This window comes from Azospirillum sp. UENF 312511, assembly GCF_058780635.1.
The window spans coordinates 182668-196143 of sequence record NZ_JBSNCG010000003.1 but is presented as its reverse complement, the minus strand read 5'-3'; the positions used below and the strand labels follow the sequence as shown (position 1 = coordinate 196143).

Here is a 13476-nt window from a genome sequence, read left to right as displayed (position 1 = left end):
TCCGGCCTGTCGTTTCCGGTCCGTTGGTCACGGGTCATTGTTCCCGGCCCGATCGTCCCGGAACACCGTTCCGGCCTTGTTCCAAGGCGGGTACCCTAGCGGCTGAGGCCATGGATTTCCAGCCCGTCCGAACCTCGACTTGGCGGAGAATCAGCGGCAGAGGAACTGCGGCGCCGTCGCCGGCTTGTCCAGCACCATGCCACGCGCGTCGGTCTCCTCGGTGATCTGGCAGCGCCGCACGGTGCGCGGCAGGTCGATGGCCAGCGTGGCCTGCGTCCCGGCGTAGCGGCAGATCAGGAAGACGTTGTCGCGCCGCGCGGCGGGGAAGTCCCATTGCCGGATTTCCGATCGGCCCCGCCGCAGGCTGCGGTCCGGCTCCAGTGCCGCCGGGGCCGGGGCGGCCATCTGCGACGCCCGGTCGCCTTCCACCAGGGTGACGCCCGCGAAGGCGTGCTGGTCCTTCGCCGGGTAGGGCGACCAGCCGCCGGGCGCCTCCGGCTGGGCCTGCACGGTCAGGCTGGGCGGGCAGCGGACCTCGTCGGCGCGGGCCGGAGGCGCGGTGGCGGCGGCAAGGACCGCCAGGAGGGGGAGGGTGCGGAGCATGGCGGTCACAGCATAGTCCCAGCCGGTGGAGGCCTCCACCCCGCTCCGCTGTTGCAGGGACGGAGCGGGGGTGCCACCTTGCGCGCAAACCGGAAACCAGGGTTCGAGATTCCTTCCCATGGCCAAGAAACCGCCGCGCAAGCCTCAGAAAGCCGCGGCACGGAAGCCATCGCCGAAAACGCCCGCCGCCGCATCGGGACGCGCCGTCTCACCGGTCCTGCTGGCGCTGGCTGGCGTGATCGTGGTCTTCGCGGTGGCGCTCGGCGCGCGCTTTATCATCGGGCGCGACGCACCGGAGAGGGAGAGCGTGGTCGAGCGGGAGGCGCCGGTCATCGCCCCCGCTTCGCCGATCAAGGCACCGCCGCCCAAGGTCGCCGAAGTGCCGCCTCCGCCTCCGCCGGTTCGCGAGGCCGAACCCGCTCCGGTGCCCGTTCCGGCACCGCCTCCCGAGGTGACCGAGGCGCCGGCCCCCGTTCCGGTTCCCCGCACCACCCCCGCCGCCGGCCATGACGCCGAAGCCGGTGGTGGCGATGCTGCCGCCTCCCGTCGCCCCGCTGGAACCGCCCAAGGTGGCCCCCGGCTCGCCGCTGTGGAAGAAGAACGCGCTGCCCTTCCGCGCCCCGCCGGGCAAGCCGGCCATCGCCATCGTCATCGACGACATGGGCGTGGACCGCAAGCGTTCGAATCGCGCGGTGTCGCTGCCGGCGCCGTTGACGCTGGCGTGGCTGCCCTACGCCCACGAGCTGCCGGCCCAGGCCCGTGCCGCCCGCGCCGCCGGGCACGAGCTGATGCTTCATCTTCCCATGGAGCCGAGCGGCTCGGCCGATCCGGGACCGCAGGCGCTGCGCGTGTCGCTGGACAAGGGGGAGATCCTGCGCCGGACCAAGGCGGCGCTGGACAGCTTCGACGGCTATGTCGGGGTCAACAACCACATGGGCAGCCGCTTCACCGCCGACTCCGCGGCCATGGCGCCCGTGCTGGGGGAGATCGCGCGGCGCGGCCTGTTGTGGCTGGACAGCCGGACCACCGCGAAAAGCGCCGGCCTGACCCTCGCGCGGGAGTTTCAGATGCCCTTCGCCGGGCGCGACATCTTCCTCGACAACGAGATGACCGTGTCGGCGGTGCGCGGCCAGCTCGCCAAGACGGAGCAGGTGGCGCGCCGGCAGGGCTACGCCATCGCCATCGGCCACCCGCACGATGCGACAATCGACGCACTGGCCTCCTGGATGCCGGAGGTGCAGAAACGCGGCTTCGTCCTGGTTCCGGTCAGCGCCGTCGTGCGCGCCCACCACACCGGCGGGTGACCGCCGGTCCCGCTTGAGGAGAATTCCATGGCTGACACCTACAAGGTCGGCGGCATGACCTGTGGCGGCTGCGCCCGCTCCGTCACCAACGCCATCGGCAAGCTGGCGCCGGGCGCTGCCGTGACGGTGGACCTCGACGCCGGCACCGTGGCCGTGGAGGGCGGAGTCGCCCCGGAGACGGTGAAGAAGGCCGTGGAAGGCGCCGGCTTCGACTTCGGCGGTCAGGCAGCCTGAGGTCCGGTCAGGCGGGCTGGCGCAGCCGCCACACCAGCAGGCCGCCGGCCCAGGACAGCGACACCGCCAGAGCGACGCCGAGCGCGACGAACCGTCCGGCGGGCTCGGCCAGCAGATGGGCGGTGGTCAGCGCAAGGGCCAAGCCGGGGTTGGTCAGCAGCGCGCTGCGCATCGCCGCGGCGACCACGCCGCCGCCCAGGCGGCCGTGCAGGATCGCCGTCAGGCTGGTGAGCGCGATGGGGAACACGGCGGCGATGCCGGTGGCCGCCGGGCCGATGCTGTGGCTGAGCGTGGTCACCGTGGCGACCAGCAGGCCGACCAGACCGGCGCGGGCCGGGATGTCGTACCAGCGCGACCGCGCCACCCGGACCACCGTGTCCTGTGGAATCGGCGTCGACACCGCCCAAGCGGCGATCCCATTGCAGGCCAGCGTCAGCAGCAGCGCCAGCGGCAGCGTCCACGCGACGGCGGAGCGCAGCGTGGCCGCCGTGGCGATCCAGAAGACGGAACTGGCGATGACCGTCGCCGGCATACTCCAGCGCGGGGCTATCCGCACGAGAAGCGCCAGATAGAGGACGATCGTCGCGTTCCCGACCATTCCCGACAGGGCGGCGTCGGCGACGAAGCCGTCGCCATGCTCCATCGCGAGCATCACGAAGGCCGGGCCGGTCGAGACGGGCAGGGCGGTGATCATGCCGCCATAGAAGGGGCCGGCCTTCTCCGCCGCCAGCGAGGCGGCGACGACGACCAGGGCCGCCGCCACGATCTTGACGATCAGCGGCAGCAGCAGCGCATCGAGGGGCATGCGGTCCTTACCGGGCGGAGGTCTCGCGGACGGTTTCCTCCGCGGCGCGGATCAGGGCCATCGACTTGTTGACGGTCTCCTGATACTCGGCCTCCGGATCGCTGTCGGCGACCACGCCGCCGCCGGCCTGCACATACATCATGCCGTCCTTCAGAACGGCGGTGCGCAGCGCGATGCAGGTGTCCATGGCGCCCGACGCGCCGAAATAACCCACGCAGCCGGCGTAGACGCCGCGGCGGGCCTTCTCCAGCTCGTCGATGATCTGCATGGCGCGGACCTTCGGCGCGCCCGAGACGGTGCCGGCCGGGAAGCCGGCGATCAGCGCGTCCAGCGCGTCGTGCTTCGGGTCGAGGTCGCCCTCGACGTTGGAGACGATGTGCATGACGTGGCTGTACAGCTCCACGATCATCTTCTGCGTCACCTTGACGGTGCCGGTGCGCGCCACGCGGCCTACGTCGTTGCGGCCGAGGTCGAGCAGCATCAGATGCTCGGCCAGCTCCTTCGGATCGCTCAGCAAATCCTCGGCCAGCGCCTGGTCCTCCTTCGCCGTGGCGCCGCGTTTGCGGGTGCCGGCGATGGGGCGGACGGTCACCTTGCCGTCGCGCACGCGCACCAGGATCTCCGGGCTGGAGCCGACGACCGACAGCTCGCCGAAGTCGCAGTGGAACAGGAAGGGCGACGGGTTCAGGCGGCGCAGCGTGCGGTACAGCGCCAGCGGCGACGGCTTGAAGGGGAAGCGGATGCGCTGGGACGGCACGACCTGGAAGATGTCGCCGGCCCGGATGTACTCCTTCGCCCGCTCCACGATCGCGTGATACTCCTCGCGCGTCGTGTTGGAGGTCCAGGCGAGCGGCAGCCCGTCCTTGGTCCGCGGCTCCCGCCGGTAGGGCAGAGGGCGCTCCAGATCGGCCACCGCGTCCATCAGACGCTCGCGGGCGTCGCCGTAGGCGGCGTTGCCGTCGACCCCCGGCTTCGGCCAGACCGGGGTGACGAGCGTCACCGAATCGGTGTGGCTGTCGAAGATGGCGACGATGCTCGGCCGCGACAGGATGGCGTCGGGGATGCCCAGCTCGTCCGGGTTGTCGTCCGGCAGCCGTTCCATCAGCCGGACCATGTCGTAGGTCAGGTAGCCGAACAGGCCGGCGGCCATCGGCGGCAGGGCGTCCGGCAGGTCGATCCGGCTCTCGTTGATGAGGGCGCGCAGCGACTCCAGCGGGGCGGTCTCGATGGGCTCGTAGGCGTCGCGGTCGTGCAGGGCGTTGCGGTTCACCTCCGCCCGGTCGCGGCGGCAGCGCCACACCAGATCGGGCTTGAAGCCGATCACCGAATAGCGGTCGCGCCGCGACCCCGCCCCGCGCTCCGCCGATTCGAAGAGGAAGCCGAAGGGCCGCCCGTCGGCCAGCTTCATGTAGGCGGAGACGGGGGTCTCCAGATCGCTGACCAGCGTGGTCCACACCACCTGCGGCTTGCCGGCCTCATAAGCGGTGTGGAAGGCGGCGAATTCCGGCTGAACCTTCACGGGACGGGCCTCGACTGAGTGGGCGACGGAGTTGGATTAGTTGCCGCTGGCGAAGAACTGGTCGATGCGGTTGCGGTGAACCTCGACCGGGTAGCTGTTGCGCAGCGCGTTGCCGAACTGGGCCATGATGTCGCTTTCCAGCCCCTGGGCCACGGTGCTCTCCACGGTCGCCAGCGTGGCGTCGGAGGCCGCCGGGTCCGCCGGGATGATCTCCTTCAGGCGGGCGACGACCTGGCTGTCGGCGGTGGCGCCGGTCACCGTCTCGCCGGGCTTCACCTCGAACAGCTTGCGCACCAGCTCGCCCGGCAGCCCCTCGACCGAACGGGCGTCGCGGGTGAAGGGCGTGGTCATGGCGAAGCTGGCGCCGGACTGGCTGGCGACGTCCTGCGCCGCGGCCTCCGAGCCCTGCTTCAGCTTGGCGGCGATGTCCTGAGCCTTCTCGGCGGCCAGCTTGGCGCGCTTGTCGTCCTGCCAGCCGGCGACGGCCTGATCGCGCACCTCGGCCAGCGCCTTGGGGGCGGCCGGCGTCACGCCGTCGACGCGCACGGCGTAGAAGACGTTGTTGGGGGCCTCGGTCAGGTTCGAGGTGGCGCCGGAGGCGAGCTGGAAGGCGGTCTGCACCATGGCAGCGAAGTTCGGGCGGCCCGGGGCGGCGTCCTTGCCGTCCGGCGCCTTGCCGCTGCTGTCGACCGCGGCGATCTTGGCGATGGGCAGCGACTGGGCCTGGGCGACCTCCTCCAGCGGAGCGCCGCTGGCGAGCTGGTCCTCGACCCGGTTGGCAATGGAGTAGAGCGAATCCATCGCCTTCTCCTTGCGCAGCTCGGCGAGGAGCTGGTCGCGGGCCTCCTCGAAGCTCTTGGTGGCGCCCGGCTGGACGGCGGTGACCGTCAGGACGTGCCAGCCCAGCCCGCTGCGCACCGCGTCGCTGACGGCACCCTGGGCCAGGGCGAAGGCGGCGTCGCCGATCTCCGGCAGCTCGTTGCGGGTGACGTTGTCGAGCGTGATGACGTCGGTCCCGGCGTCCTTGGCGGCGGCGGTCAGGCCCCTGGTCTTGGCGGCCTCGGCGATCTGCTTCGCCTTGGCCTCGTCGTCGGCCAGGACCATCTCCACCGTGCGGCGCTCCGGCGTGCCGAGCTCGTCGGCGCGCTCGTCGTAGGCGGCGCGCAGCTCGTTGTCGGGGATCTGGATGTCCTTGGCGATCTCGTCGGCGGAGAGCTGGGCGATGCTCAGCGAGCGGTATTCCGGCGCGGTGAAGCGGACCTGATGGTCCTCGTAATAGCGGGTCAGCTCCGCCTCGTCGGGCACGCCGACGTCGCCGATTGCGGCATTGGGCAGGGTGACCACCTCGGCCACGCGGCGCTCCCCGCGGAAGCGGTAGAGGTCCTGGACGAGCGGCTTCGGCGGGGTCACCCCGGCGCCGACCGCGCCGGCCACCAGCTCGCGCGCGGTCTCGCGGCGCAACAGGGCAACGTAGCCGTCCTCGGTCAGCTGGTTGTTGCGCAGCACGCTGCGGAACTGGTTCGGGTCGAACTGGTTCTGCGCGTTGCGGAAGGCCGGCTCCTCGGCGATGCGCTGGCGCACCACGTCCGGGCCGACCGAGATCCCGGCGTCGCGCGCCGCCTGATCGTAGAGCGCGCGCTGCACCAGCGCCGACAGCGACTGGTCGAGCAGGCCGAACTGGCGCGCCTGCTCCGTCGTCAGGTTGCCGCCCATCATCGGGCGCAGCCGTTCCATCTGGCGGCGGAACTCCTGGTCCAGCTCCGCCCGGTCGATCTCCACCTTGCCGACGGAGGCGACGGTGCTGGAAATCCCGCCTGTGCGGATCATGTCGCCGATGCCCCAGGCCGCGAAGCTGACGATGAGGAGCACGAACAGGATCTTGACGACCCACGAACCGGCGTAAGTGCGGATGAACTGAAGCATGGGACCCGAAGTGAGTGCGCAAAGGGCGGCCCTGCGGCCGGGGCGGCATCATAGGCACCCCGCGAAAGCCCGGCAACACCCCATTTCCCCCGCGTTTCCCCATCGGAAAGAACCCGTTGGGCGGGTGGAAATGCCCGGCGCTCCTTGCTAGACAGGGGGCGCACTTTGAAAACGAACACCCGCGACAACGCCCACATCAACAAACGAGAGCCGGAGGACGAAAACGCCATGGCCGCACGCCGCAAACTGATTGCCGGGAACTGGAAGATGAACGGGCTGAAGGCCGACGGGCTGGATCTGGCCTCGGACCTCGCCGGGCGCCTGACGGGGGCTGGGACGGTCGCCTTCGACATGCTGGTGTGCCCGCCCTTCCCGCTGCTGTTCCCGGTGGGCGACGCCATTTCCGGCAGCCCGCTGGCGCTCGGCGCGCAGGACTGCCACGCCAAGACCTCCGGCGCGCACACCGGCGACGTCAGCCCGGCGATGCTGACCGACGCCGGCTGCCGTTACGTCATCCTTGGCCATTCGGAGCGCCGCGCCGACCACGCCGAATCCGACGCCCAGGTCGCCGCCAAGGCCGCCGCCGCCCACAAGGCGGGTCTGATCGCCATCATCTGCGTCGGCGAGACGGAGGCCCAGCGCGACGCCGGGCAGGCGAACAGCGTGGTCGCCAGCCAGCTCAAGGGCTCGATCCCGGAAGGCGCCACCGCGGCGAACACCGTCATCGCCTACGAGCCGGTCTGGGCCATCGGCACCGGCAAGACCGCGACTCCCGACGACGTCAAGGCGATGCACGCCCACATCCGGGCGGAGCTGGCCGGCAAGACCGCCGATCCCGAGGCGGTGCGCGTCCTCTACGGCGGCTCGGTGAAGCCGGGCAACGCGGCGGAACTGATGGCGGTGGAGAATGTGGACGGCGCGCTGGTCGGCGGCGCCGCGCTGAAGGCGGACGATTTCTGGGCGATCGCCACCAGTTGCCGCTAGCATATCGCGCAGGACCGCGTTAAAAACAGTGGGCGCGCGCCACGGGCCCTTGCCAAGGTCCGTGGCGCGCTGTTGGTTTGGGCGGTCCCTGCGGACCGCTCCGGGAAGGGATCAAGGGAACGGGCTGCATGGAATCGGTGCTTCTGGTCATTCACCTGCTGATCGCCCTGGCGCTGGTCGGGGTCATCCTGATCCAGCGGTCGGAAGGCGGCGGTCTCGGCATCGGCGGCGGCAATATGGGGGGCATGATGTCCACCCGCGGCACCGCCAATCTGCTGACGCGGACCACCGGCATCCTGGCGGGCTGCTTCATGGCGACCAGCCTGGTCCTGGCGGTCCTGGCGGGCGCGCACAGGGCGCCGACCTCGATCATCGACACGATGCCGGCCCAGCCCGTGGCCCCGGCGGCTCCCGCCCAGCCGGCCGCGCCGGCGCAGCCCGCCCCGCCGGTCGCCCAGTAACAGCGGCCCGGCAAAACGCGACGCGGCTCCGGCCGGGTCTGACGTGAGGCGGCCTCCCCCGAAGCCGCCTCTTTCTTTTGAGGATCGTCGATCTGGGCAGCGCCCGGGGGACGGTCCGAACTCGGGGAACGGATCAGGCTCTGAAGGTCTTCGGACGGACATGACTCGCTACATCTTCATCACCGGTGGCGTCGTTTCCTCGCTGGGCAAAGGTCTGGCGTCGGCGGCGCTTGGGGCGCTTCTCCAGGCGCGCGGCTACAAGGTGCGGCTTCGCAAGCTGGACCCGTACCTGAACGTGGACCCCGGCACGATGAGCCCGTACCAGCACGGCGAGGTCTATGTGACCGACGACGGCGCTGAGACCGACCTCGACCTCGGCCATTACGAGCGCTTCACCGGCGTGGCCGCGCGCCGTGGCGACAACATCACCACGGGCCGCATCTATTCGAACGTGATCGCCAAGGAGCGCCGCGGCGACTATCTGGGCGCGACCGTGCAGGTGATTCCGCACGTCACCGATCAGATCAAGGACTTCATCGGCGCCGAGACGACCGACGAGGACTTTATCCTCTGCGAGATCGGCGGCACGGTGGGCGACATCGAGTTCGACCCCCTTCCTGGAGGCCATCCGCCAGTTCGGCAATGAGGTCGGTCCGGAGAACGCCCTGTTCATCCACCTGACCCTGCTGCCCTACATCCCGACGGCGGGCGAGCTGAAGACCAAGCCGACGCAGCATTCCGTGAAGGAGCTGCTGGGCATGGGCATTCAGGCCAACATCCTGCTCTGCCGCGCCGACCGTCCGATTCCGGAGAACGAGCGCAAGAAGATCGCGCTGTTCTGCAACATCCGGCCGGAGCGCGTCATCGCTGCCCTGGACGTCGATTCGATCTATCAGGTCCCGGTCAGCTATCACGAGGAAGGCTTCGACACCCAGGTTCTGGCCTATTTCGGCCTGCCGACCGAGGGCAAGCCGGACCTCTCGCGCTGGACCAGCATCGTCGAGCGCGTGCGCAAGCCGCAGGGCGAGGTGACCATCGCCGTCGTCGGCAAGTACACCAGCCTGCTCGACAGCTACAAGTCGCTGGCCGAGGCGCTGACCCACGGCGGCATCGCCAACAACGTGAAGGTCAAGCTCGACTGGATCGACTCGGAGATCTTCGAGGACGACAGCGCCGTCCAGCGGCTGGAGAACGTCCACGGCATCCTGGTGCCGGGCGGCTTCGGCTCGCGCGGCACGGAGGGCAAGATCCGCGCCGCCCAGTTCGCCCGCGAGCGCAAGGTGCCGTATTTCGGCATCTGCTTCGGCATGCAGATGGCGGTGATCGAATCGGCCCGCAACATGGCCGGGATCGTCGACGCCGGCTCGACCGAACTGGGCAAGCCCGGCAACCCGGTGGTCGGCCTGATGACCGAGTGGATGCGCGGCAACAGCCTGGAGAAGCGCACGGAGGGCACCGATCTCGGCGGTACCATGCGTCTCGGCACCTACCCGGCGAAGCTGGTCCCCGGCAGCAAGGTCGCGGAGGTCTACGGCACCACCGACATCACCGAGCGGCACCGCCACCGCTACGAGGTGAACGTCTATTACAAGGACCGGCTGGAGAAGGTCGGCCTGCTGTTCTCCGGCCTGTCGCCGGATGGCGAGCTGCCCGAGATCGTCGAGATCCCGGACCATCCCTGGTTCATCGGCGTGCAGTTCCACCCGGAGCTGAAGTCCAAGCCCTTCGACCCGCACCCGCTCTTCACCTCCTTCATCAAGGCGGCGATCGAGCAGAGCCGGCTGGTGTGATGTGACCATACGGGGGAGGGCATTCCTCCCCCGCGTGTTCCGGTTCCGGGTTTCCCGTGGGTATAGTGACAGCGGCGGCCGAGCCAACGGCCGCCGCTTTTGCGTTATGGGCCAGGAAAAAACCAAGGGAAGGAACACAACCATGACCGACATCAGCATCCCCGCCGGCGACGGCGGCAGCTTTTCCGCCTATGTGGCCAAGCCGGCGGGCGGCGGACCGGCGCCGGGACTCGTCGTCATCCAGGAAATCTTCGGGGTCAATCAGGTCATGCGCGACCTGTGCGACGGCTTCGCCGCCCAGGGCTGGCTGGCCGTCTGTCCGGACCTGTTCTGGCGGCAGGAGCCGGGCGTCCAGATCACCGACAAGACCCAGGAGGAGTGGAGCCGCGCCTTCGCCCTGATGAACGGCATGGACCAGGACAAGGCGGTGGACGACCTCAAGGCCACCCTGGCGTGGTTGCGCCAGAATCCGGATTGCACCGGCAAGGCCGGGTCGGTCGGCTACTGCCTGGGCGGCCGGCTCGCCTTCATGATGGCGGCGCGTTCCGATTCCGATGCCAACGTCAGCTATTACGGCGTCGGTCTCGACGGTCTGGCCGGCGAGGCGGCGAGCATCACCAAGCCGCTGCTGATGCACATCGCCGAGAAGGACCAGTTCGTCCCGGCGGAGGCACGGGAGAAAATCCTGGCCGCGGTGAAGGGCAACCCGAACATCACCGCCCACGTCTACCCCGGCGTCGATCACGCCTTCGCCCGCGCCGGCGGCGCCCATTTCGACGCCGAGGCGGCCGAGCTTGCCAACGGACGCACGGCAGCCTTCTTCAAGCAGCATCTGGGTTGACGCCATTCCGGTTGACCGGGATCGCCGATATCTGGGAAGGAATGGGCAGCGCGAGGGGGCCTTCGGCATGCGTCCCCTCGCATTGCTTTTTGGAGAGCACGGGATGACCACCGCCAAGACCGTCCAGATCGGCAACCTGACCATCGCCAACGATCGGCCCTTCACCCTGATCGCCGGACCGTGCCAGATGGAGAGCCGCGACCACGCGCTGGAGACGGCGGCGGCGCTGGTGGAGATGACCGGCGCGCTGGGCATCGGGCTGATCTACAAGTCGTCCTTCGACAAGGCCAACCGCACCTCCATCAGCACGGCGCGCGGCCTCGGCATGGACAAGGCGCTGCCGATCTTCGCCGAGATCAAGGAGCGGTTCGGCTGCCCGGTGATCACCGACGTGCACGAGGCCGACCAGTGCGCCGCGGTGGCCGAGGTGATGGACGTCCTCCAGATCCCCGCCTTCCTGTGCCGCCAGACCGACCTGCTGATCGCCGCCGCCAAGACGGGCCGGGCGGTCAACGTCAAGAAGGGCCAGTTCCTCGCCCCCTGGGACATGAAGAACGTCGCGGCGAAGCTGGTGGCGTCGGGCAACGACAAGGTGCTGCTGTGCGAGCGCGGCGCCAGCTTTGGCTACAACACGCTGGTGTCGGACATGCGGTCCCTGCCGATCATGGCGGAGACTGGATTCCCGGTGGTGTTCGACGCCACCCATTCCGTGCAGCAGCCGGGCGGGCAGGGCACCACCTCCGGCGGCCAGCGCGAGTTCGTTCCGGTGCTGGCCCGCGCCGCCATCGCCGTGGGCGTTGCCGCGGTCTTCATGGAAACCCATGAGAATCCGGACTGCGCGCCCAGCGACGGCCCGAACATGGTCCCGCTGAAGGAGATGCCGGCCCTGCTGGCACGGCTCCAGGCCTTCGATCGGCTCGCAAAAGGCTGACGAAAGGACAGGTTCGGGAACGGCGTGCCGGTCCCGGCGTTGCCTTGGCACCGCGGGCGCCGCGCTTATGGTGGAGCGCCCGCGGAATGAGCCATGGAGCAACGCCATGAAGCCGATCCGCCTGTGCGCCATCGCCGCCATCGCCAGTGTTGGCGCGATGATCGCCGTTCCCTCCCTCGCGCAATCGACCGCGCCGTCCGCAACGCCTTCCACCACGCCGATGCCGCAGGCCAAGCCGGCCATGCCGCCGGGCCACAGCGGCACCACCACGGCCCCGCCGATGGGCAGCGGGTCGTCGTCGACGACGGCAAAGGCCAAGGTCATCGACCTCAACACCGCCGGCAAGGACGAGCTTCAGACCCTGCCGGGAATCGGCGAGGCGCGGTCCGAGGCCATCGTGAAGAACCGCCCCTACCGGTCCAAGGACGAGCTGGTCAGCAAGAAGATCGTGCCGCAGAACGTCTACGACGACATCAAGGGCCGCATCGCCGCGGTCGGTGGCTCCAAGACCAGCGCCTCGGCGGCGACCGCCCCGAAGAAGTGAGCCAATCCCCTCTCCTCTGGGGAGAGGGTTAGGGTGAGGGGGGTATGCGTGGCGGTACGTTCGGCACAAGCGCACCCCCCTCACCGGCCCTCCGGGCCACCCTCTCCCCGGAGGGGAGAGGGCTAAGATAGCGTCACAAGAGGCTGAAGCTCCGGTAGGTGATCGGCGCCTCGGCTATGCCGCCGTCCTCTGCGGCTATGTCGGCGAGCAGCCCGTGGTGCTCCGACAGGTCGCACACCGGGTCGGTGTTGTCGGCGCTTCCGGTCAGCGCCAGCGCCTGACAGCGGCAGCCGCCCCAGTCGATCTCCTTCTGGTCGCAGCTCCGGCAGGGCTGGGGCATCCAGTCGGTGCCGCGGTAGCGCTGAAAGGCGGCGGAGTTGGCCCAGATGTCGGCCAGCGGGCGCTCCGTCACCCGGTCGAAGGTCATGCCGGGAATCGTCTCGGCGGCGTGGCAGGGCAGAACCGAGCCGCTGGGCGTCACGTTCAGGAATTTGCGGCCCCAGCCGCCCATGCAGGCCTTGGGGCGCTTGGCGTAATAGTCGGGCACCACGTAATCGACGACCAGCCGGCCTTTCAGCTCCGGCAGGCGGACGCGCACCCGCTCGTCCATGCGGACCAGCTGCTCGCGGGTCGGCATCAGGGCGGCCCGGTTCTTCAGCGCCCAGCCGTAATACTGGACGTTGGCGATCTCGATCCGGCCGGCCTTCAGCTCCAGCGCCATGTCGATGAAATCGTCCACCCGGTCGATGTTGTGGCGCTGTACGATGGCGTTGACCGTCAGCGCCATGCCAACGTCGGTGACCCCGCGCGCCACCTCCAGCTTCTTCGGCTGGCCGCCGGGGAAGCCGCTGATCAGTTCGGCCTTGGCGGGCTGGGTGTCCTGGAAGCCGATCTGCACATGCTGGAGCCCGGCATCGCGCAGCCGCTCCAGCCGCGCCCGGTCGAGCAGCACCGCCGAGGTGATGAGGTTGGCGTAGAGCCCGGCCGCGGTGGCGTGGGCGATCAGCGCCTCCAAGTCCTTGCGCGCCGTCGGCTCGCCGCCGGAGAAATGCACCTGGATGATGCCGAGTTCCGCCGCCTCGTCGAGCACGCGGCACCAGGCGGCGGTGTCCAGCTCGCGGCTGGCCGGCTCGAGCGCCAGCGGATTGGAGCAGTAGGCGCAGCGCAGCGGGCAGCGGTGCGTCAGTTCCGCCAGCAGGGCCAGCGGCGGTTCGAGTCCGGTCGTGGCGCCACAGAAGGTCATCGGGTCAGGAACCCTTTCGCGATCATGTCGCCCAACAGTTCCAACACATCCGCGGCGATCTCGTCCCGCGGCGCGTCGAATTGCGCGGCCAGTACCTCCACGGCCGTACCCACCGTCACCGGAGGCTGGCCCGTCCGAGGCCGTGCAGTGACGGCCCGCACCACCTCCAGCGCCACCTCGTCCAGGATCAGCACGCGCTCCGGCCCCAGAAGCTGCCAGTGGCCGCGCACCCGGTCCTGGCGGAGCATGACGCCGGGGGCCAGCCGGACCCGGTCCTCCTCGGTCACGCCGTCC

14 protein-coding genes and 1 pseudogene are annotated in these 13476 nt (G+C 69.8%); 8 read left to right on the top strand and 7 right to left on the bottom strand.

Annotated features, from left to right (window positions below):
* Positions 1-150: 150 nt before the first annotated feature.
* Positions 151-603 (bottom strand): STY0301 family protein, encoded by a 453-nt coding sequence (locus ACWPN7_RS12245; RefSeq protein ID WP_456530005.1) that lies wholly within the window; start codon positions 601-603, stop codon positions 151-153.
* Between the two features lie 144 nt (positions 604-747).
* Entirely contained in the window at positions 748-957 is a 210-nt protein-coding gene (locus tag ACWPN7_RS12240) for a hypothetical protein (protein WP_492273297.1), read from the bottom strand.
* Between the two features lie 152 nt (positions 958-1109).
* On the opposite strand from ACWPN7_RS12240, the gene ACWPN7_RS12235 reads away from it, so the two are divergent.
* Together ACWPN7_RS12235 and ACWPN7_RS12230 are read left to right on the top strand one after the other, a co-directional pair.
* On the top strand, positions 1110-1907 hold the full coding sequence (locus ACWPN7_RS12235) for a divergent polysaccharide deacetylase family protein (protein ID WP_492273296.1): 798 nt from the start codon (positions 1110-1112) through the stop codon (positions 1905-1907).
* Positions 1908-1934: 27 nt separating this feature from the next.
* Positions 1935-2141: a heavy-metal-associated domain-containing protein gene (locus ACWPN7_RS12230; RefSeq protein WP_038528284.1), complete on the top strand. Its 207-nt coding sequence runs from the start codon at positions 1935-1937 to the stop codon at positions 2139-2141.
* Between the two features lie 7 nt (positions 2142-2148).
* On the opposite strand, the gene ACWPN7_RS12225 is transcribed toward ACWPN7_RS12230, so the two are convergent.
* The 3 genes from ACWPN7_RS12225 to ACWPN7_RS12215 are packed head-to-tail and all read right to left on the bottom strand — an operon-like array spanning position 2149 to position 6388.
* Entirely contained in the window at positions 2149-2946 is a 798-nt protein-coding gene (locus ACWPN7_RS12225) for a hypothetical protein (protein WP_492273295.1), read from the bottom strand.
* 7 nt (positions 2947-2953) lie between these two features.
* Positions 2954-4465 carry an anthranilate synthase component I gene (gene trpE, locus ACWPN7_RS12220; RefSeq protein ID WP_456525485.1) on the bottom strand — a complete coding sequence of 504 codons (1512 nt, stop codon included), beginning with the start codon at positions 4463-4465 and terminating at the stop codon, positions 2954-2956.
* A 36-nt stretch (positions 4466-4501) separates the two neighbouring features.
* Positions 4502-6388: a SurA N-terminal domain-containing protein gene (locus tag ACWPN7_RS12215; protein WP_451991833.1), complete on the bottom strand. Its 1887-nt coding sequence runs from the start codon at positions 6386-6388 to the stop codon at positions 4502-4504.
* 228 nt (positions 6389-6616) lie between these two features.
* On the opposite strand from ACWPN7_RS12215, the gene tpiA reads away from it, so the two are divergent.
* The 6 genes and pseudogenes from tpiA to ACWPN7_RS12185 all read left to right on the top strand — a co-directional run bounded on the left by tpiA (position 6617) and on the right by ACWPN7_RS12185 (position 11939).
* Positions 6617-7372: a triose-phosphate isomerase gene (gene tpiA / locus ACWPN7_RS12210; protein ID WP_038530980.1), complete on the top strand. Its 756-nt coding sequence runs from the start codon at positions 6617-6619 to the stop codon at positions 7370-7372.
* A 128-nt stretch (positions 7373-7500) separates the two neighbouring features.
* Positions 7501-7833, top strand: coding sequence for a preprotein translocase subunit SecG (gene secG / locus ACWPN7_RS12205; protein WP_038528272.1), 333 nt, complete (start codon positions 7501-7503; stop codon positions 7831-7833).
* Positions 7834-7993: 160 nt separating this feature from the next.
* Positions 7994-9623 (top strand): annotated as a pseudogene (gene pyrG, locus ACWPN7_RS12200) (CTP synthase).
* A gap of 142 nt (positions 9624-9765) precedes the next feature.
* Positions 9766-10464, top strand: a complete 699-nt coding sequence (locus tag ACWPN7_RS12195) for a dienelactone hydrolase family protein (RefSeq protein ID WP_349620499.1) — start codon at positions 9766-9768, stop codon at positions 10462-10464.
* A 103-nt stretch (positions 10465-10567) separates the two neighbouring features.
* Positions 10568-11395, top strand: a complete 828-nt coding sequence (gene kdsA / locus ACWPN7_RS12190; protein ID WP_038528264.1) for a 3-deoxy-8-phosphooctulonate synthase — start codon at positions 10568-10570, stop codon at positions 11393-11395.
* Positions 11396-11501: 106 nt separating this feature from the next.
* Positions 11502-11939, top strand: coding sequence for a ComEA family DNA-binding protein (locus ACWPN7_RS12185; protein WP_201044625.1), 438 nt, complete (start codon positions 11502-11504; stop codon positions 11937-11939).
* 133 nt (positions 11940-12072) lie between these two features.
* Here ACWPN7_RS12185 and pqqE read toward each other — a convergent pair whose 3' ends face one another.
* Both pqqE and ACWPN7_RS12175 read right to left on the bottom strand, forming a co-directional pair.
* Entirely contained in the window at positions 12073-13182 is a 1110-nt protein-coding gene (gene pqqE / locus ACWPN7_RS12180) for a pyrroloquinoline quinone biosynthesis protein PqqE (RefSeq protein ID WP_459197676.1), read from the bottom strand.
* Positions 13179-13469, bottom strand: a complete 291-nt coding sequence (locus ACWPN7_RS12175) for a PqqD family peptide modification chaperone (protein ID WP_459197675.1) — start codon at positions 13467-13469, stop codon at positions 13179-13181. Before ACWPN7_RS12175 ends, pqqE begins: the two co-directional genes overlap by 4 nt.
* Between the last annotated feature and the right edge of the window lie 7 nt (positions 13470-13476).

Coding starts and splice junctions, on each gene's coding strand:
- ACWPN7_RS12185 (WP_201044625.1), top strand. CDS start 11,502: ATGAAGCCGATCCGCCTGTGCGCCATCGCCGCCATCGCCAGTGTTGGC.
- ACWPN7_RS12195 (WP_349620499.1), top strand. CDS start 9,766: ATGACCGACATCAGCATCCCCGCCGGCGACGGCGGCAGCTTTTCCGCC.
- tpiA (WP_038530980.1), top strand. CDS start 6,617: ATGGCCGCACGCCGCAAACTGATTGCCGGGAACTGGAAGATGAACGGG.
- ACWPN7_RS12235 (WP_492273296.1), top strand. CDS start 1,110: ATGACGCCGAAGCCGGTGGTGGCGATGCTGCCGCCTCCCGTCGCCCCG.
- secG (WP_038528272.1), top strand. CDS start 7,501: ATGGAATCGGTGCTTCTGGTCATTCACCTGCTGATCGCCCTGGCGCTG.
- ACWPN7_RS12245 (WP_456530005.1), bottom strand. CDS start 603: ATGCTCCGCACCCTCCCCCTCCTGGCGGTCCTTGCCGCCGCCACCGCG.
- pqqE (WP_459197676.1), bottom strand. CDS start 13,182: ATGACCTTCTGTGGCGCCACGACCGGACTCGAACCGCCGCTGGCCCTG.
- ACWPN7_RS12230 (WP_038528284.1), top strand. CDS start 1,935: ATGGCTGACACCTACAAGGTCGGCGGCATGACCTGTGGCGGCTGCGCC.
- kdsA (WP_038528264.1), top strand. CDS start 10,568: ATGACCACCGCCAAGACCGTCCAGATCGGCAACCTGACCATCGCCAAC.
- ACWPN7_RS12215 (WP_451991833.1), bottom strand. CDS start 6,388: ATGCTTCAGTTCATCCGCACTTACGCCGGTTCGTGGGTCGTCAAGATC.
- ACWPN7_RS12225 (WP_492273295.1), bottom strand. CDS start 2,946: ATGCCCCTCGATGCGCTGCTGCTGCCGCTGATCGTCAAGATCGTGGCG.